Consider the following 17,916-nt stretch of genomic DNA (forward strand, 5'->3'; position numbering starts at 1 on the left):
GCGCGTTCAGGCCGATTGCAAGGCGCGAACCGAGATTTCCCGGGCTTTCATACTCGCAATAGCCTGCACCGAAGCGATCGAAGCTGCAAGAGTGGTGAAGTACGGAATTTTCCGGTTCACCGCTGTACGACGGATCGAGGCGGAATCTGCAATGGATGCAGCACCTTCGGTGGTATTGAACACAAGCTGGATGTCGCCATTGATCATGGCGTCGACAATATGGGGCTGTCCTTCAAGCACTTTATTGATGCGCGTAACGGTCAAACCCTCGCCTTCCAGGAAACTTGCCGTGCCGCTGGTCGCAACGATGGAAAAGCCCATCTCGGACAGGTTTCTTATCGCTTCGATGATGCCCTTTTTGTCGGAATCCTTCACGGAAACGAACACGGTGCCTGATTCGGGCAGGTGAACGCCGCCGGCCAGTTGGCTCTTCAGGAAGGCCATGCCGAAATCATCATCCCAGCCCATGACTTCGCCTGTGGATCTCATTTCCGGACCCAGCTGTGGGTCGACACCCGGGAAGCGGGCAAACGGGAACACGGCTTCCTTCACCGCCACGCGGCGCGGATTGGCATTGGTCAGGTCAAATTCCGGCAGCAGGCGGCCGGCCATTATTTTTGCGGCGATGCTGGCAATCGGGGCGCCGACCGCCTTGGCCACGAACGGCACGGTACGGCTGGCACGCGGATTGGCTTCCAGCACATAGATCTCGTCATCCTTCACCGCGAACTGGATGTTGATCAGGCCACGCACCTGCAGGGCCTTGGCCAGGGCGATGGTCTGGTCCTTAAGGCGGCGCTGCAGGCTTTCAGACAGCGTGTAGGGGGGCAGGGCGCAGGCGGAGTCGCCAGAGTGCACGCCTGCCTCTTCGATGTGCTCCATGATGCCCGCGACATGTACGGTCTCGCCGTCGCACAGCGCGTCGACATCCACCTCGATCGCATCGGAGAGGTAGCGGTCGATGAACAAGGAAGCATCGCCGGAAACCTGCAGGGCTTCCGCCGCGAATTTGCGCAGGTCTGCATCATCGCGCGCGATTTCCATGGCGCGGCCGCCCAGCACAAAGGACGGGCGTAGCATGACCGGATAGCCGATCTCGTTGGCCTTCACCTGGGCTTCATCCACACTGCGCGCCGTGCGGGACGGGGCCTGCTGGATGTTCAGCTTGTCGAGCAGGGCCGCGAATTGCTCACGGTCTTCCGCCAAGTCGATGGAGGCCGGGCTTGTGCCCAGGATCGGAATGTTCTCTGCATCCAGAGTGCTTGCAAGCTTCAGCGGTGTCTGCCCGCCAAACTGCACGATCACGCCTTGCAGCGTGCCAACGGATTGTTCCTTGTGGATGATCTCCAGAACATGCTCATCGGTCAGCGGCTCGAAATAGAGGCGATCCGATGTGTCATAGTCCGTAGAAACTGTTTCCGGATTGCAATTGACCATGATGGATTCAACGCCAAGGTCTTCCATGGCAAAGGCCGCATGGCAGCAGCAATAGTCGAACTCGATGCCCTGGCCAATCCGGTTCGGGCCACCGCCCAGGATCATCGCCTTGTTGCGGGTAGAGGGCAGGGCTTCGCAGTCTGCCTCTTCCTGGCCAAAGGCCGGTTGTTCATAGGTGGAGTAGAGATAAGGCGTCTTCGCCGCAAACTCTGCCGCGCACGTATCAATGCGCTTGTAGACCGGGCGCACATTCAGGGAGTGGCGATACCCGCGCACCCAGCCTTCGCTCTGGCCCACCAAGGCGCCGAGGCGCTTATCGGAGAAACCGAGGGATTTGAGGTGCACCATGCCAGCCTTGTCTTTCGGCAGGCCACTCTTGCGCACGTCTGCCTCGACCGCCATCAGTTCGGCAATCTGGCGCAGGAACCATTTGTCGATAGAGGTGATCTGGTAAACTTCGTCCACGTTCAGCCCCTGCCGCAGCGCCTGTGCGACAACACGCAAACGGTCAGGTGAGGGAACACCCAGCGCCGTGCGCAGGTCGGCTTCCGTCTCGAATGCAATCTCGTCGAGGCCGCACAGGCCTGTTTCGAGAGAGCAGAGCGCCTTCTGAAGGCTTTCCTGGAAGTTCCTGCCGATGGCCATCGCTTCGCCAACAGATTTCATCGCCGTGGTCAGCACGGGCTCGGCGCCTTTGTACTTCTCAAAGGCAAAGCGCGGGATCTTCGTCACGACATAATCAATGGTCGGCTCGAAGGAGGCTGGCGTCACGCCCGTAATGTCATTGTCCAGCTCGTCCAGCGTGAAGCCGACGGCCAGTTTCGCGGCGATCTTGGCAATCGGGAAGCCGGTCGCCTTGGAGGCCAGCGCGGATGACCGAGAGACGCGCGGGTTCATCTCGATGACGACCAGACGGCCATCTTTCGGGTTCACGGCAAATTGCACATTGGAACCGCCGGTCTCGACGCCAATCTCGCGCAGCACGGCGAGAGAGGCATTCCGCATGATCTGATATTCCTTGTCGGTCAGCGTCAGGGCTGGCGCGACAGTGATGGAGTCCCCGGTATGGACGCCCATCGGGTCAATATTCTCAATAGAGCAGATGATGATCGCATTGTCCGCCTTGTCGCGAACAACTTCCATCTCATACTCTTTCCAGCCCAGCAGGCTCTCATCCACCAGGATCTGCGCCATCGGAGAAGCCGCGAGACCAGACCGGCAGATCTCTTCATATTCCTGAACATTATAGGCCACACCGCCGCCCGTGCCGCCAAGCGTGAAGGCCGGGCGGATGATAGCGGGCAAGCCCACTTCGTCCAGTGCTTCCATGGCGCGCTTCAGGCCTTCGATCCGGTCGTATTGGCCGTTCTCTTTCTTGGGGGAGGCGATGATCGCCGCGCGCGGGTTTTCCAGGCCGATGCGGTCCATGGCTTCCCGGAACAGCTTGCGGTCTTCGGCCATCTCGATGGCTTCGGCGCGCGCTCCGATCAGTTCAACGCCGTGCTTTTCCAGAATGCCGGCATAGTGCATGTCCAGCGCGCAGTTCAGCGCGGTCTGGCCGCCCATGGTCGGCAGCAGGGCATCGGGCTTTTCGATCTCGATGATCTTTTCGACGATTTCGGGAAGGATCGGTTCGATATAGGTGGCATCGGCAAGTTCAGGATCGGTCATGATCGTCGCCGGGTTGGAGTTCACCAGGATGACCCGGTATCCCTCACTTTTCAGCGCCTTGACGGCCTGAACCCCTGAATAGTCGAACTCACAGGCCTGGCCGATAATGATCGGACCAGCACCGATGACCAGGATGGAGCTGATATCGGTGCGCTTAGGCATGTTAAATTACTCCTACCGGCCAAACGGCTGCCTCATAGCTGGGAGTCGGGGGGCGGGGCAAGGCCAAACGGGACGATTATGGACATTTGCTGTAGTCTATTTGCAGTACGTCCGGCTTGGCCCTGTTTACCGGCCTTCAGAATGCACTGAAGTATGCTCGTGAACCAGCTGCCACTGGCCACTGATTTTCTGCCAGATCTGCGACACGGCATTCAGCTGTGACATCTCCTCACCATCATGTGTGGTGCCGTTCAGAGAGGCAAAGAAGGTGACGGCCGCCATCTCGTCTGTCTGGCGCAGATCAATCGGCGTCACGATGCGGAAGTCCCAGTTGCGGAACGTGTCGTTCAGGATGGGACGCCATAGCTCGTGATACTCGGACAGGCTGTGTGAGATTGCGACATCCTTGCCGAAATCGCTTAGCAGCTGGATGCTGCCCTCGGCGGCCAGGCTCGCGCGGCGGGTAAATACGCCGCCACGATTGCCTTCCGGCCAGCTGCGGCACCAATCCTTCACCCGCTGACGCAAGGCGTGGGCATCCGGCGCAGAGCCATGGGGCATGACTTTCGCCGGGCGGATGTTCAATTGGGTCAGGTCTAGGATGGGCTCTCCCATCAGGGTCTCCAGTTCTTTCGCTTTGGCACAATGCCATCCCTTAAGAAACGAAGAACACGACATGCCCGTTCCGGGGCAGGCGAGGGTAAGAGTGTGGACTTGTCAGGGCGAAATGTGGCGAAGCATATGAGGTCATTCTGGCCATAAAGATAAAGCCCTGCATCCGGGGGGATGCAGGGCCTCACCATCACGCGACTGCCTCAGCGGCTACCAGCGCGAAGCATCGTAAGGATAGCGGTCGTACATATCGACACGTCCATCACCATCTGAGTCTTTTTCGTCCGGCTGATCGGCTACGCCAGGCATGTCGCAATCATCGGATTCCGTACAGCCTTTGGCCGCGCCAGCGGACCCGCCGAGTACAGCACCAATGGCTGCACCGCGTTGTGCGTCGCCGTCGCCGACATTGTTGCCGATTACAGCGCCTGCTGCGGCACCTGCGGCTGCGCCAACAGCAGCATTACGCTCCGTGGTACCAGTCTGCGTACAGGCGGCCAGGGCGATAGCGCTGGCACCAATAGCGGCAATCTTCAGATAAGCGGTCATGGGTCATTCCTTTCCGTTGTGTACGGCTGAGAAACGTCCCTTTATCAGGTTGGTTCCCCCGCATTTCAGTGGCTTACGGTATCGTAACCTCGCCGAAATGCAGGAAATCCCTTGTGTCTATTGCTCAAAGACAAAAGACACAGATACCGGCACAGCCGGGCTGATCGAGGGCAGATTGGCCACCTCACGCAGGGCTTCCACGCCGACATCCAAGCCGAAATCAGCGGCATGGGTCAGCACAGGACTCGCTGTTTCGACCAGTACCTTTTTCGGGCCGATGCGCGTGATGTAGAGGTCTGCATCATAGACGCGCTCCTGGCCGTGCAGGCTGACGGTCACGGGCGTGTTGATGCGCTCACGGTCGCCAATCTCCAAATCGCTGAAGCCATCGAGCGGCGTTTCGGCGGTCACGGTCAGCGTCGGATAGGCTTGTGTATCGAACAGCATGGTGCGCATGCGTTCGTCGCGCTGTTCAATGTTTGTGTCGACACTGTTCAGAGAGACATCGACCGTGGCGAGGCCTTGCGGGCTAACAGTCCCCATGATGCTGTCAAATGTGTGCACTTCGGCAATTTCTTCGGCCTTTGTGGAGACGAAAGTAAGCCGGGATTCCTCATCCACCAGATGCCATTCCGCATCGGCGTCGACGGTTGCTTCCGTCGCCGCGGTCGGTTCGACCGGCGCGGGGGAGGCTTCATTGCTGGGGGCACCGCAGGCGGCAAGGGTGAGGGCGCAGACCCCGGTCAGGGCAGTCAGGCGAAGATTCATGATGGCTCTCCAGAAGGGAAGGATGTGTGAAGTAAGAGGCGTTGGGGCAGCGCCGACGATCAGCTCCACCGCTTGGCGAGTTTCTGGTCAGTCGTATTGGCGTCTTGTGTGGCTGTGCCCTGATAGCCCGTGATCGAGTCCGCCACGAACGGATTGTCCTGGCGCTCCTGTCCGAAGGTGGAGAGCGGGCCATGGCCCGGCACAAAGCGCATTTCCGGGCCCAGCGGCCACAGCTTGCCGGTGATGGAGTCGATCAGCTGCTGGTGATTGCCACGCGGGAAGTCTGTCCGTCCGATGGAGCCGCGGAACAGCACATCTCCGACAAAGGCAAGGCCGCCATCCTTGTGATAGATCACGACATGGCCCGGCGTGTGGCCGGGGCAGTGGGCGACGCCGAACGCATTGCCCGCCAGGTCCAGCTCGTCGCCATCATGCAGATAGCGGTCCGGCTTCACATTGCGGCCATCGGTGATGCCATATTTCGCGCCCTGCGCTTCCAGCTCGTCGAGCAGCCACTGGTCGTCCTCGTGCGGGCCGATGATCTGGCATCCCGTACGCTCTGAAATCTCGGTCGCCGCGCCGGCATGGTCCAGATGGCCATGGGTCAGCCAGACGCCGACAATCTTCACGCCGAACTGGTCGGCAGCGCCCATCAGCTTGTCCACTTCGCCGCCCGGATCGACGAAGACGCCTTCCTTGGTTTCGGTGGACCAGATCAGCGAGGTGTTCTGCTGCAGAGGCGTAACGGGAATGATGCGGATCTCGAGGCGGGGGGGCGTGGTCTGTTCGGTCATATCCCTGAAATAGCGATGATCAACCGGTTCGTGAAGGCGTCACCCTTGCTTTCCCTTGCGATGGGCCAAGGTTAAGAAGGTATTTACCCAGTTTGCCAGGAGAACAGCCCAATGCGGTATCCGCGACATGCTTATGGCCACCGTTCGCAGTCCGGGGGACTTGGCGGTCTGCTGCGTAGCCGTTTCACGCTCATCCTTGTCGGGCTGTTCCTCCTCTTCGTCTACTGGCAGGCCAATCAGAAAGAAGTGCCGTTTTCAGGCCGCAAACAGCTGAACACTGTCTCAGTGGAACAGGAAGTTCAGCTCGGTCAGCAATCCTATGTCCAGATCCTGCAGCAGGAACAAAGCCAAGGAAACACCGTCCTGTGCGCCTCTGAGGGCAGCTGTGGACCAGAGGCGCAGGAAATGACTGACACGGTCCGGCAGATCGGCAAACGCCTACAGGGCGCTGCAGTGCAGCTTGAGCAGGACTTGCTGGCTGAGGGCTACAGCTTCACGCCTGTCGCCGATCAGTTCGACTGGACGTATTATGTCGTCGACTCTGACACCCCCAACGCCTTCTGCCTGCCCGGCGGTTATGTCGCCGTCTATACCGGCATCCTGGATATTACCGGCAATCATGACGGGCAGGTCACGCTGGCCGACATTTCAGATGTCGACAAGCTCGCCGTTGTCATGGGGCATGAGATCGGCCACGCGCTCGCCCATCACGGGGCAGAGCGGATGAGTCAGCAACAGGTCATGCAGATGGGTCAGCTCGCCGTTGGGGTCGGCCTGGGCGACATGGACCCGTCCCAGCAGCGCGCCATCCTGCAGGCGTTCGGCATTGCCGCGCAGGGCAGCATGCTGGCCTATTCCCGAAAGCATGAGACGGAAGCCGACAAGATCGGTCTCGATCTGCTTGTGCGCGCCTGTTACGACCCGCGCGAAGCGCCGGACTTATGGGAACGCATGGGCCAGATGGGCGGTCAGCGCCCGCCGGAATGGATGTCCACACACCCGGCCTCTGAGACCCGCGCCGCCAATTTCCGTAAATGGATGCCTGAGGCCATCGCCGAATACGAACGTCGTTGCGGCACTCTGAACTAAGCTATGCTTCAGCCGGCAGGCGGACCTATCTTAATGACCGCATAGATCACCGCAGCAATTTGCATGATCATCGAGCCAATTATGATGAGCACCATCATACCAAGCGAAAACCCGAATGCCTTCACAGCCGCCAGTTTCTTCGTGCTGGCCAGCACGCCTGGCGCCCCACGATAGAAGGTCAGAAAATAGGCTGCCATGACAACAACCAGCCCTGTCCATGGGTACTGATAGTAGAAATCGAAGAATACCGCTGGCTGATACAGCAACCCGATAACAGATCCCGCGACCAGGATACCCATGGCTATGTTAAGGCGGGCTGGCCAGCTGAGTTTGACGCCAAATGCGCTGAGCAAAAACACGCCGAGCGCTGAGAAGCACGAAATCACAATCGGCATCAGCACATTCATGGCTGAGCCATAGTGATCGTAGAAAGGCTCCAGCCTACCATCGGTCAGGCTAACATATACTTCTCTCACTCGTGGAGAATTGGCTTCAAGCTGGCGTTTCATAATGCCACCCCATCCCCCCCAAAGGGTAGAGATGATGACCTGAATGCCAATCAGGCCAAACCAGAGTCTCAGCGCAGGTGTGTAGGTTTCGCGGTCACGTTCCGCATAGGACTTGAAAACCCTGTTCGGGTGGATCAGCAGGTCCTTCAGGGTTCTGATCGACCTGAAATTGAAGCCCAGTGCGTCTTCAACAGTGTCCTCAAAATCCTTGCGTGTGCCGTGATCTTTCATGCCGCCTCCCTGCCCATTCGGATGCCTAGAAAGTCTGTTTGCGCTCTCAGCGCAACAGACTGTCAGTCCTCGTCACCGCGCAACTGGTCGATGATCGCGTCGCGGGCACCTTCCGGCAGCAGGAACAGTACCCAGGCCGCGGCCTCGTAATGTGCGCGCCGCCAGATGTCGAACGGATTGTAGCCGCCGCTTGGGCAGGCACCCAGCGCCTTGGGCTGTTTGCCCTTATGGCTGGAATAGATCGCCTTGGCACGCAGCACATGCATGCAGTTCGAAATGAACACGATCTTGCCGCTCTTCAGCGTATCGGCGCGCTTGGCCAGATTGGACAGGCCGGAAATCGTGTCCCGGCTTTCCACGTCTGCGCTGATACGGCCGGAGAGGCCGGAGCGCCGCGCGGCCAGCAGGGCCATTTCCTGGCTGCCCAGACGACCATCCTGCGGACGGTGACCTCCAACCATTAACAGCCGGTCGACCTTTTTCTTCTGAAGCAAGGAAATGCCCTTGTCGATCCGCGCAGAGGCATCAGCCGCGTTATCTGTATAGAAAACAACGCCCAAGCCGCCGGATGCCTTGCCGGTCTGGTCCGACAGGCGGGTTGCGCCCCAGAACAGGAGCGTCGCGGCAAGGTCTGCTATGACCAGCCAGATCAGCAATTTCAGGATGCGTCGACTCACGAAGGCTATATTCACGAGATGCCCGACGCCCGCTAGGGCACAATCGCAACACTTACTACATATTCACAGTTAAGCCTTGGGCACTTGCCGGCCAAGAGAGGCGAGATAGTCATGCGCCGGGCTTGTCAGGGGCAAGGGCAGCTCATCCAGCGCAAACCAGCCCCAGCCGCCATGCTTGTGCGGCTCCATCACACGCGGTTCGCCGGATAGGATGCGGGCGGTATAGACCGGCGCGACCCAGTGCCTGCCATCACCCTTATTGATCGTCTCTGCGATGCAGGCGAGGCCCGTCAGTTCTATCCGTACGCCCAGTTCCTCTTCGATCTCACGGCGGGCGGTATCTTCCGCACGCTCGCCGAAATCAATTTTACCGCCCGGCAGACCCCAGGCCCCGGCCTCCGGCTCTTTCAGGCGCTGGATCAACAGAAGGCGGCCTTCCTCATCCAGGATAGCGGCACCACATCCGGCGCCCGGAAGAAGATGGGAATCAGTCATGCCCGGACCCTACAGGCAATACCCATGTTTGGGCAGGGTTTCGGGGCATTCCCGTGGCCAATAGGGGGCGCCCCGCTTGTCATCCTGCGGATCAGGCGTAGGCTGTTTTGAAATATCCCGCAGGCGACAGGAGACGGCCATGTCCTACACAATCAACCGCATGCTTTCCAACACCTCGCTTGATGAGGCTGACAAGCGCACCCGTGAGGCGCTTTCCTCCAAAGGCTTTGGCGTGCTGACCGAGATCGACGTGCAGGGGACGATGAAGAAAAAGCTGGATGCCGACATGCCGGGCTATCGCATTCTGGGGGCCTGTAATCCGGACATGGCTTTCAAGGCGATCGGTATTGAGCCGCGCGTCGGCGCGATGCTGCCCTGTAATGTTATCCTGCGCGAAGTTGACGGCGGCGTGGAGGTTAGCGCGATTGACCCTGTCGCCTCCATGCAGGCCATCGAAAATGACACGCTGCACTCTGTGGCAGGGCAGGTCCGCGACATGTTGGCCGACGCGGTGGCAGCCATCTGACAGCAAAGCAAGAGAAGGGGAAGGGGGGGCAGACCATGGCAAAGATATTGGGGCTCGGCGGGATTTTCTTCCTCTGCAAGGATGTCGAGGCGACCCGAGCTTGGTACAAAAGCGTTCTGGGCATGGAGATTGATGAATATGGCGGTGCCAGCTTCTCCCATGCCGAATCAGGCATGCAATTCCCGACTGGCGCCCGCACTATCTGGGCGCCCTTCAAGGCAGGTAGCGACTATTTCAAACCGTCAGGCAGCGATTTCATGATAAACCTGATGGTCGATGATCTGGACGGAATGGTCGAGCGCATCCGTGCGGAAGGGGGGCAGCTGGAAGGCGAGCCGATGATCGAAAGCTATGGAAAGTTTGCCTGGGTGATGGACCCCGACGGCCGCAAGATCGAACTGTGGCAACCTGTCGAGTCCGGCCTCGCCTCGGAAGCCTAGCCGAACAGGCCGGCAATCTTGTCCCAAGGGACCAGGAAGACTGTAATCAATACAGCCGCCAGCGTGCCGGCAAACCCTACCAACATCAGCGCGCCATCCTGTGCCACCAGAGCCACGCCGAATAGCATGATCACAAAACCCGGTGCAGCAACTGCAAACGGCACGAATTCCAGCGGGACCAGCGTCAGTGCCATGAGCGTCACGGCAATAGCGGCAAAGTAAGTGGCGATACTTCCAGTCGCCCATTTCAGGCGCTCAGTAATAAGCCGGTCCAGGCGCTTCAGAAAGGGCTTGGCATTCTCTTCGGCCTTTTTCAGCTTTTTGCGCTCAATGGACTGCTTTTGAATGAAATTCGGCATCCAGATGTGATCGGCACCGAAAATTATTTGTATACTGAAAAGAATGATGATCACGCCGACAATCATCGGCAGGCCGGGGATAGCGCCAATCGGCGGCAGAACAACCAATGCGCCCAGCAACATGATCACCGGGCCAAACGACCGGTCGCCATACATATCCAGTATTTCACCGATGGAAACCTTATCGGAGTCGCTCTGCTCGACGACGGCAGAGAGAACTTCTTCCAACGGAGCATTATTCGACGTGGACATTCAATTCCTTTCCTTGTGGCTGACAAACGTTTGAGACAGGGAAAGGTTCACTTGTGCCTAGTCTGGTATGGGCGGCGTAGAATGCAGCTAAAAAAATGGCCGCGTGGCAATTACCAACGCGGCCCGAGGAGAGGTCTTGGAGTTGAGTGCAGCGCCTACTTGCGTGCTGTCGCCTTGCACTCTTCAATTTCTTCAGCGTTCAGCTGGGAGTCGGACGTTCCGAAGGAAACGATCTCGCCAGCTTTTTTCGCGATTTTCTTGCAGTCGCGGACAGAGGCTTTCTTGCGGTTCATGTCGCCTTTGCACACGGTGTTTTCGCACAGGAACACAGTGCCATTGGCAACCACTTTGTCATCCCCGACTGGGGCGGCGGTTTCAAAGGTGAAAGTGGCCGCGAAAGCAGGGCCGGTAAGGGCCAGGAAAGCAGCGCCGAGAGCAGCAGAACGTAGCATGGGAGGAATGCCTTTTGGTTGGTGGATCTTGAATAGGGGTGGAAATCCGTGTTTCCGTGTAGGCTCACTAACTAATAGTGACGAAAGCGTCAATTGTTCAGCCTTTCGCGGCGCTGTGATCGTTTACTCCTGAGAGGCCAGCAACCGCACGCCGGTTTCCGTCTTATCGTGATATGCGGCGGTCAGCACGGGGTCGTTGATCTTGGCGACGGCTCTGGTCACCGTCTGAACGGTGCAGTCTTCATCTACGCGGGGTGCGCCGGAGACAGGAACATCATAGCGGCAGGCGCGACTGGCCTGTTCTTGCAGTGAATTCAGTACGTTTAGGGCACCGTCATGGCTCGTCAGAGCGCTTGCATCATATTGAATTTGAACACTTATCGGGCGGGGCGCTTCTGCACTGGCTGCCGGCGCGATGGCCAGGGCCGTACCAGCCAGGGCCAGCGGTGCGAGGGTTTTGAGGAAAGATGGCATGGGAGGAAACCTTCTTGCGGGTTGCGGCGATCAGTCACCGTAAGCAGAGATTATGATCAATGAATAAAATGTCAATCATTCACTGATCATTTTTTTCGAATCCTCTTGCCCCGGCGGAACAAATTGCTGTGGCCCGTCGGCTCGCTATTGTAGCGGCAGAAACAGGATGACCGGGCAAACCCGGCTCAGGAGGAGAGGAAGATGGATTTCAATATTCCGCAGGATATCGCCGACTATCTGAAAGTGCTGGACCAGTTCATTGAGGACGAGATCAAGCCGCTGGAACAGCAGGATGATAATATCCGCTTCTTTGATCATCGCCGCGAATGGGCCCGCACCGATTTTGACAATGACGGCCTGCCGCGCCCGGAATGGGAGGCGCTGCTGAAGGAAGCCAAGCGCCGTGCCGATGCTGCCGGCCATCTGCGCTATGCCCTGCCGGAAGAGTTTGGGGGGCAGAATGGCTCCAATCTCGGCATGGCCATTATCCGTGAGCATTTTGCCAGAAAGGGCCTAGGCCTGCATAATGATTTGCAGAACGAACATTCGATTGTCGGCAACTTTCCGCAAATCCTGATGCTGAGAGACTTTGCGCGCCCCGACCAGAAACACCTCGCCACCGCTGCGCTGGAGGGCAAGTTCCTGGCCTGTTTCGGCCTGACCGAGCCGGACCATGGCTCTGACGCGACGCATATGGAAACGCGCGCCGTGCGCCACAAGAAAGACGGCAAGGATGGCTGGCTGATCAATGGCGAGAAGATGTGGATTACCGGCATGCATGTCGCGACGCACATCATGCTGTTCTGCCGCACAAGTGGAGAGGATGGCGATGCCCGCGGCATCACTTGCCTGATCATCCCGGCCGACGATCCGGGTGTGATCATCGAAGAATATATGTGGACCTTCAACATGCCGACGGACCATCCGCGGCTGACAATCAAGGATGTCTGGGTGTCGGAAGATGCCGTCTTCGGCCCGCCGGAAGGGGGCCTCGCCCTGGCCCAGCACTTCGTCCATGAAAACCGCATTCGCCAGGCCGCCAGCTCTGTCGGCGCAGCCATGTATTGCATTGATGAGAGCGTGAAATATGCCCGCGAGCGCAAGCCCTTCGGCAAGGCGCTGGCGACCAATCAGGCGATCCAGTTCCCGCTAGTGGAGCTGGCGACCGAGGCTGAAATGCTTCGCCTGCTGATCTTCAAGACGGCCTGGGAAATGGACCAGATGTCAAAGCCGGACGTGGCCATCCATCTCTCCGACAAGGTCTCGATGTGCAACTACCGGGCAAACCGCCTCTGCTGCAACGCGGCCGACCGGGCGATGCAGGTGCATGGCGGCATGGGCTATTCCCGGCACAAACCGTTTGAGCACATCTATCGCCATCACCGCCGCTATCGCATCACGGAAGGCTCTGAAGAGATCCAGATGCGCAAGGTTGCTGGGCATCTCTTCGGCTTCATGGGCCCCGGCAAACACGGCCAGTCCAAAGGTGAAAAAGACTCCAAAGGCAAAAGCACCGAACCCACCGATTTCGCGGTGCGGTGAATCCCTCAGTGCTTGAAGCACTCCTTGCGATGCCATTCCAAAAAGGCTGGGTGAGGGCGTTGTTTGGGATCAGCAGGAACGCTTGCTTTCCGGGTTGGAGACATCATGCTCCATACCCGGTCCGCATCGTTCACTTGCCGCGAAACCTGAATGTCGTAATTATCCGAAAGCGTGATCAGCCCGCGATCAAACATCCAATGAATGGTGCCTGATAAGGCAATACCATTCTGGATGTGATCCGGCCCGTCATGTTCAACCGGTTTAATATGCGCGGCCTGAACCTCGGCTCTGCCCTTGCCGTTGATAAACTGCATTCCGGTAAAAGCGCATCTTTTGTCGTATGCGTGAATGACCGCGTTGCGGAATATCTTTTTCCTGACGGGGCGCGTGATGATTTGCTGAAATCGTTCGCGTTCTTCCCCAAAGACAAACGGTGCTGGACCTTCCCGAAAGCCATCATGAGGGAGATCCTCATCGTCTTCGTCGAACCTTGGAAGCTCCTCATTAAGAGGATTGCCCTTGTAGCAAATTCTATAGAAGTCTTCGTCCGATATCTCCCGCACAGCAGACTGTGCGTAGCCTGTCGGCTTGTTTGTTCCGGTGGCTAGTCGGGACTCCATAAACTTGGTGCCGTCTCGATAGGGAACGAACTTCTCAAAGCCTAAATAGCTGCCATGCTCCATATAGGCGAAAAATAGACCTTCCTGATTTGGGTCGGGTAGTACATGTGTGACTTTTGCGATGGCGTTGTAACCAGAGGAGCCCTTACCTCCGCGAAGCTCATTATAGACAATCCAGTCTCCGACTGTTTGCTCTACCGTGCGCAGATATCGCGCTGGGAAATGATACCTTTCATGGGGGAGGTCATCATAAATGGAGCCCGGTCTGTGTAGAAATACGCCCTTGGCCATTTGAGCCTTCCCTAATGAATCAACAGGGCGACAGTTTGGCCAGGTAATTCCAAAGATCAATCTCTACGAATTTTCCCCTCGTGCGCGAATGGTTAATCGGGCGGTAACTATCGTTAGGCATTTCTCGTCTGATCCAGATTGAAACAGGCGGGAAGGGAGACGGGAGATGTCTCTGCTCGAACGGGTTATTCGCGGCCACCGGTGCCGCTCTACGCATCATTATATTGCGATGGATGCCCTGTCGCTGATCGCAACCGATGATGCGGAGATGTGGAAGGATTTGTTCCTCGTCCACCATGAGCATTTGCTGGCCGGGGCGAAAGCGCCGGACTCGACCTTCAAGGATTTCAAGAACCACGTCCTGCATATCTCCGAGGGCGAATGGGGCGGCGCGCCGGGCAAGGCGATGGAATGGTACGCCAATTCGGTTGACCATCTGCGCAAGAAACAATGGAGCAAGGCCGCCTATGCCCTCGGCGTGCTGAGCCATTACTACGCCGATCCGATCCAGCCCTTCCATACGGGGCAGACGGAGGAAGAGGGTGCCATCCACCGCGCCGTGGAATGGAGTATTGCGAAATCGCGTGACAAGATTGACGGCCGGATCGCCACGATCGGCTATCCGGATGTTCCGGTGCCGGACGGCATCGGCTTTGTGGCGGACATGGTGCGCAATGGCGCGCGCCTGTCGCATGAGCACTACCAGACCTTCATTGACCATTATGATCTCGACGCCGGCGTCAAAGATCCGCCCAGCGGTCTTGATGAAACCATGTTCGACGCCATCGTCGATCTGGTCGCCTATGCCACGGCCGGGTTCGGCGCTATCCTGACCCGCGCTATTCGCGAGGCTGCCGTCAGCGCGCCGAAGACCCATCTCACCCTGCAAGGCTATATTGAGACGCTGGATATTCCGATCCGCTGGGTTACGGCGAAGCTGTCCGATGCCGCCGACAGGCACACGGTCACGCGCATGTACAAGGAATTCCAGAAAACAGGAAAAGTCATCCGTACCCTGCCGGAAGATGACAAGGTGATCCGCAAGCTGCACGCAAAACAGGTGCTGCGCACGCCGCTGAAAGAACTTAACAAGCAGGAGATTGGCCCGATCGGCTCGAAGAACAAGGCCGTCGAGGAGCGCCTGCTGACCCAGCTGATAGAGGACGAGGCAAAGCTGAACGTCGCCGAAGAGACCGCAGAAGATGTAGGTGCCGCAGAGTCTGAGGCCGAAGAAATCCTTCTGGATCAACCGATCATGGAAGAAACTGCAGAAGAAGTCGAGGCCGAGTCTGAAGAGCCGGAAGAGGTGCCCGCGCCGAAGAAACAGGCCCCGCCCAAGGCTGAAGAGGTTCTGTTTGAACCGGAGGAGGCGAACGCCGAAACGCAGGCACCCACCTCTGAGGAAGACTATGATGACGAGAGCGGAGATATCGCCCGTCGCAGCCGCATCACGCGTGACTCCCCCGTCGTGGAAGCGCCGAGCATTGGCAAGAAAACCGCCAAGCGACTTGGCCGCGCCGGTATCACTACGGTCGGCGATCTGCTGGATTGCGATCCGGAAGAAACCGTTTTCCTGCTGGATGTTGCCTATATCGATGTCGACACGCTGAATGACTGGAAAGACCAGACCATCCTGATGATGGAGGTGCCGGGCCTGCGCGTGCATGATGCGCAAATCCTGGTCGGTGCAGGTATCCGCAACCGCGCCGAACTGGCCGAGGCACCGGCGCGCACGCTGTTCATGCTGGCCAGCGAATTCCTTCAGACCCCGGAAGGGGACCGCGTGATCCGCGATGACGACTATCTTGCCGAAGAAGAAGTCAATGGGTGGATCGAGATGGCCAAAACGGCCGCCTAGCCCTGCCAGGCGGCCGGTTCAGGTCTTCGCCTAAAGACGTTCGAACTCCGCCGTGAAGTGGCGCATCATGGGCGGCTCCTTCACGATTTTCAGGCCGCGGATGTCATCCTTGCGTTTCGCCAGTTCCTCAAACACTTCGACGATATAGTCCGCATGCGACTGGGTATAGACGCGACGCGGCATGGCGAGGCGCACCAGGTCCATTCGGGCCGGCTCCTCGCTGCCATCCGGCTTGCGCCCGAACATTACCGTGCCGATCTCGCAGCCACGAATACCGCCCTCTTCATACAGGGCGCAGGCTAGCGCATGGCCCGGATATTCCAGCGGTGGAATGTGCGCCAGCCATTCGCGCGCATCCACGAACACGGCATGGCCGCCTGCGGGCTTCATCACCGGCACGCCCATTTCGTCCAGCCGCTCGGCGATATAGGCATTCGTCCGTACCCGGTAGCGTAGATAGTCCTCGTCCACAATTTCGGTCAGGCCCTGCGCAATGGCGTCCAGATCCCGGCCGGCAAGGCCGCCATAGGTGGGGAAGCCCTCGGTCTGGATCAGGCGCGTGCGGGCCTGCTCGGCCAGGGTGTCATCATTCAGCGCCAGCCAGCCGCCAATATTGGCGAAAGCATCTTTCTTGGCGCTCATCGTCATGCCGTCGGCCACGCGGAATGTGTCGCGCACGATGTCCTTGATGGAACGGTCCTGCTGGCCATGCTCGCGCAGCTTGATGAACCAGGCATTCTCCGCAAAGCGGCAGCCATCAATGAAGAAGGGCTTGCCATGCGCATGGGCAATCTCTGCCGCGCCGCGAATATTCTCCAGGCTGACCGGCTGTCCGCCGCCAGCATTGTTCGTGATTGTCATCATCACGCAAGGCACTGCGTCGCCGCGCTTCGTCATCAGGCGTTCCAGCTCGGCAAGGTCCATATTGCCCTTGAACGGGTGGTCCAGGGACGGGATCTTGCCCTCTGCAATGGGCAGGTCCAGCGCCTCGGCACCCGCGGCCTCGATGTTACCGCGTGTTGTATCGAAATGCGTGTTGGAGGGGATGACCAGGCCGGGCTTTGCGATCAGGGAGAACAGCAAATGCTCTGCGGCGCGGCCCTGGTGGGCGGGAATGATATGCTTGAAATCCATCAGGTCACGCACAGCCGCTTCAAAGCGGTAAAAGCTCGGCGCGCCGGCATAGCTTTCATCGCCGGTCATCATGGCGCCCCATTGCGCCGCGCTCATGGCCGAGGTTCCGCTGTCTGTCAGCAGGTCAATCAGCACATCATCCGAGTGCAGTTTGAAGAGATTGTAGCCCGCTTGTTTCAGCAGGCGTTCGCGCTCCTCGCGCGTCGTCATGCGGATCGGTTCGACCGATTTGATGCGGAAAGGTTCGATAATGGTTTTCATGTCTGGCACTCCTGGCTCTGCAAGGTCCTGGAGATTGCCGTCAACGGGCGCACACACAGGACTTATCCTGCGCCGCGGTTGCCTCATCATGGGGATAAGACCGCGCTCAGCGCCTGTTGTGAGGCCTGTGCCATATCATGCGAATATTATTCCGCGCAAGATCGGGAATTGCTGAGGTGTCAGTCCTCGAACGGACCGGCCAGCGCCTTGTCCATCGCCAGCAGGGATGCGCCGAAGATCAGCAGGTTCACACCGGCCAGTGTGCCCACGGCCCAGGTCGCGCTGCTGGGCAGTCCGATCAGGATGAACAGACCAGCCAACAGGCCAAGCAGGCCGGATATCACCAGCATGCCCTTGCCGCTGCCTTGCAGGTGGTTGCTGCTAAGTGCCAGAGCCAGCTGCACGATGCCCTGCGCCAGGAAGGACACGCCAAGAACAATCGCGAAGGAGACAAGCCCGATCATCGGGAAGACCAGCAGCGCGATACCGCCTGCGAAATACAGCAGTGCCAGCAGCAGATGGTGCAGCTTGCCATCCAGGCTGGGGCGCCATGCCCACCAGAAATGAACCACGCCGCCAATGATGATCAGATAGGCGAGAATGAAATTGTAGGAGAGGCCCGCAATGAAGGGGAAGAGGATCGCCAGAGCGCCCAGAATGAGAAAGATAATGCCTGCAGTCTTCATGGGGGTCAGCCTTCCATTGGTCTCCTG

19 protein-coding genes are annotated in these 17,916 nt (G+C 58.6%); 5 read left to right on the plus strand and 14 right to left on the minus strand.

Annotation, left to right across the window (positions count from 1 at the left end):
- Nucleotides 1-6: 6 nt before the first annotated feature.
- The 5 genes from carB to HY2_RS06530 form a co-directional block, all read right to left on the minus strand.
- A complete protein-coding gene (gene carB, locus HY2_RS06510) occupies nucleotides 7-3,270 on the minus strand; it encodes a carbamoyl-phosphate synthase large subunit (protein WP_034825913.1) in 3,264 nt (1,087 codons plus the stop codon).
- 126 nt (nucleotides 3,271-3,396) lie between these two features.
- Nucleotides 3,397-3,885, minus strand: a complete 489-nt coding sequence (locus HY2_RS06515) for a nuclear transport factor 2 family protein (RefSeq protein WP_034825914.1) — start codon at nucleotides 3,883-3,885, stop codon at nucleotides 3,397-3,399.
- A gap of 207 nt (nucleotides 3,886-4,092) precedes the next feature.
- Nucleotides 4,093-4,431: a YMGG-like glycine zipper-containing protein gene (locus tag HY2_RS06520; RefSeq protein WP_034825915.1), complete on the minus strand. Its 339-nt coding sequence runs from the start codon at nucleotides 4,429-4,431 to the stop codon at nucleotides 4,093-4,095.
- Between the two features lie 117 nt (nucleotides 4,432-4,548).
- Nucleotides 4,549-5,199 carry a YceI family protein gene (locus HY2_RS06525; protein ID WP_034825916.1) on the minus strand — a complete coding sequence of 217 codons (651 nt, stop codon included), beginning with the start codon at nucleotides 5,197-5,199 and terminating at the stop codon, nucleotides 4,549-4,551.
- Nucleotides 5,200-5,258: 59 nt separating this feature from the next.
- Nucleotides 5,259-5,993: an MBL fold metallo-hydrolase gene (locus tag HY2_RS06530; RefSeq protein WP_051594793.1), complete on the minus strand. Its 735-nt coding sequence runs from the start codon at nucleotides 5,991-5,993 to the stop codon at nucleotides 5,259-5,261.
- Nucleotides 5,994-6,104: 111 nt separating this feature from the next.
- Here HY2_RS06530 and HY2_RS06535 point away from each other — a divergent pair, with 111 nt between their 5' ends.
- Entirely contained in the window at nucleotides 6,105-7,082 is a 978-nt protein-coding gene (locus HY2_RS06535) for a M48 family metallopeptidase (RefSeq protein ID WP_034825918.1), read from the plus strand.
- Nucleotides 7,083-7,090: 8 nt separating this feature from the next.
- Here the strand turns inward: HY2_RS06535 and HY2_RS06540 are convergent, their stop codons facing one another.
- The 3 genes from HY2_RS06540 to HY2_RS06550 form a co-directional block, all read right to left on the minus strand.
- A complete protein-coding gene (locus HY2_RS06540; RefSeq protein WP_034825919.1) occupies nucleotides 7,091-7,822 on the minus strand; it encodes a DUF3667 domain-containing protein in 732 nt (243 codons plus the stop codon).
- A gap of 62 nt (nucleotides 7,823-7,884) precedes the next feature.
- Complete coding sequence (locus tag HY2_RS06545) at nucleotides 7,885-8,499, minus strand: ElyC/SanA/YdcF family protein (RefSeq protein ID WP_158534001.1); 615 nt, start codon at nucleotides 8,497-8,499, stop codon at nucleotides 7,885-7,887.
- A 69-nt stretch (nucleotides 8,500-8,568) separates the two neighbouring features.
- Nucleotides 8,569-8,994, minus strand: coding sequence for an NUDIX hydrolase (locus HY2_RS06550; protein ID WP_034825921.1), 426 nt, complete (start codon nucleotides 8,992-8,994; stop codon nucleotides 8,569-8,571).
- Nucleotides 8,995-9,133: 139 nt separating this feature from the next.
- On the opposite strand from HY2_RS06550, the gene HY2_RS06555 reads away from it, so the two are divergent.
- Both HY2_RS06555 and HY2_RS06560 read left to right on the plus strand, forming a co-directional pair.
- The gene (locus HY2_RS06555; RefSeq protein WP_034825923.1) at nucleotides 9,134-9,520 is read left to right on the plus strand and encodes a DUF302 domain-containing protein; all 387 of its coding nucleotides are present in this window, start codon (nucleotides 9,134-9,136) and stop codon (nucleotides 9,518-9,520) included.
- 35 nt (nucleotides 9,521-9,555) lie between these two features.
- Nucleotides 9,556-9,960, plus strand: a complete 405-nt coding sequence (locus HY2_RS06560) for a VOC family protein (protein ID WP_034825926.1) — start codon at nucleotides 9,556-9,558, stop codon at nucleotides 9,958-9,960.
- Here the strand turns inward: HY2_RS06560 and HY2_RS06565 are convergent.
- The 3 genes from HY2_RS06565 to HY2_RS06575 form a co-directional block, all read right to left on the minus strand.
- The gene (locus HY2_RS06565) at nucleotides 9,957-10,571 is read right to left on the minus strand and encodes an exopolysaccharide biosynthesis protein (RefSeq protein ID WP_034825929.1); all 615 of its coding nucleotides are present in this window, start codon (nucleotides 10,569-10,571) and stop codon (nucleotides 9,957-9,959) included. The two genes, HY2_RS06560 and HY2_RS06565, sit on opposite strands and share 4 nt — an antisense overlap.
- A gap of 155 nt (nucleotides 10,572-10,726) precedes the next feature.
- A complete protein-coding gene (locus HY2_RS06570; protein ID WP_034825932.1) occupies nucleotides 10,727-11,023 on the minus strand; it encodes a DUF8200 family protein in 297 nt (98 codons plus the stop codon).
- Nucleotides 11,024-11,146: 123 nt separating this feature from the next.
- The gene (locus HY2_RS06575) at nucleotides 11,147-11,497 is read right to left on the minus strand and encodes a UrcA family protein (RefSeq protein ID WP_034825934.1); all 351 of its coding nucleotides are present in this window, start codon (nucleotides 11,495-11,497) and stop codon (nucleotides 11,147-11,149) included.
- 201 nt (nucleotides 11,498-11,698) lie between these two features.
- On the opposite strand from HY2_RS06575, the gene HY2_RS06580 reads away from it, so the two are divergent.
- Nucleotides 11,699-13,039: an acyl-CoA dehydrogenase family protein gene (locus HY2_RS06580; protein ID WP_034825935.1), complete on the plus strand. Its 1,341-nt coding sequence runs from the start codon at nucleotides 11,699-11,701 to the stop codon at nucleotides 13,037-13,039.
- Nucleotides 13,040-13,044: 5 nt separating this feature from the next.
- Here the strand turns inward: HY2_RS06580 and HY2_RS06585 are convergent, their stop codons facing one another.
- Nucleotides 13,045-13,950 (minus strand): HNH endonuclease, encoded by a 906-nt coding sequence (locus HY2_RS06585; RefSeq protein ID WP_034825936.1) that lies wholly within the window; start codon nucleotides 13,948-13,950, stop codon nucleotides 13,045-13,047.
- Nucleotides 13,951-14,116: 166 nt separating this feature from the next.
- On the opposite strand from HY2_RS06585, the gene HY2_RS06590 reads away from it, so the two are divergent.
- The gene (locus HY2_RS06590; protein WP_034825937.1) at nucleotides 14,117-15,808 is read left to right on the plus strand and encodes a DUF4332 domain-containing protein; all 1,692 of its coding nucleotides are present in this window, start codon (nucleotides 14,117-14,119) and stop codon (nucleotides 15,806-15,808) included.
- 30 nt (nucleotides 15,809-15,838) lie between these two features.
- On the opposite strand, the gene HY2_RS06595 is transcribed toward HY2_RS06590, so the two are convergent.
- Nucleotides 15,839-17,203, minus strand: coding sequence for a tryptophanase (locus HY2_RS06595; RefSeq protein ID WP_034825975.1), 1,365 nt, complete (start codon nucleotides 17,201-17,203; stop codon nucleotides 15,839-15,841).
- 179 nt (nucleotides 17,204-17,382) lie between these two features.
- A complete protein-coding gene (locus HY2_RS06600) occupies nucleotides 17,383-17,889 on the minus strand; it encodes an HdeD family acid-resistance protein (protein WP_051594794.1) in 507 nt (168 codons plus the stop codon).
- Between the last annotated feature and the right edge of the window lie 27 nt (nucleotides 17,890-17,916).

Origin of the sequence: Hyphomonas pacifica (assembly GCF_000682675.1) — a bacterium.
In the GTDB taxonomy this organism is placed as follows: domain Bacteria; phylum Pseudomonadota; class Alphaproteobacteria; order Caulobacterales; family Hyphomonadaceae; genus Hyphomonas; species Hyphomonas pacifica.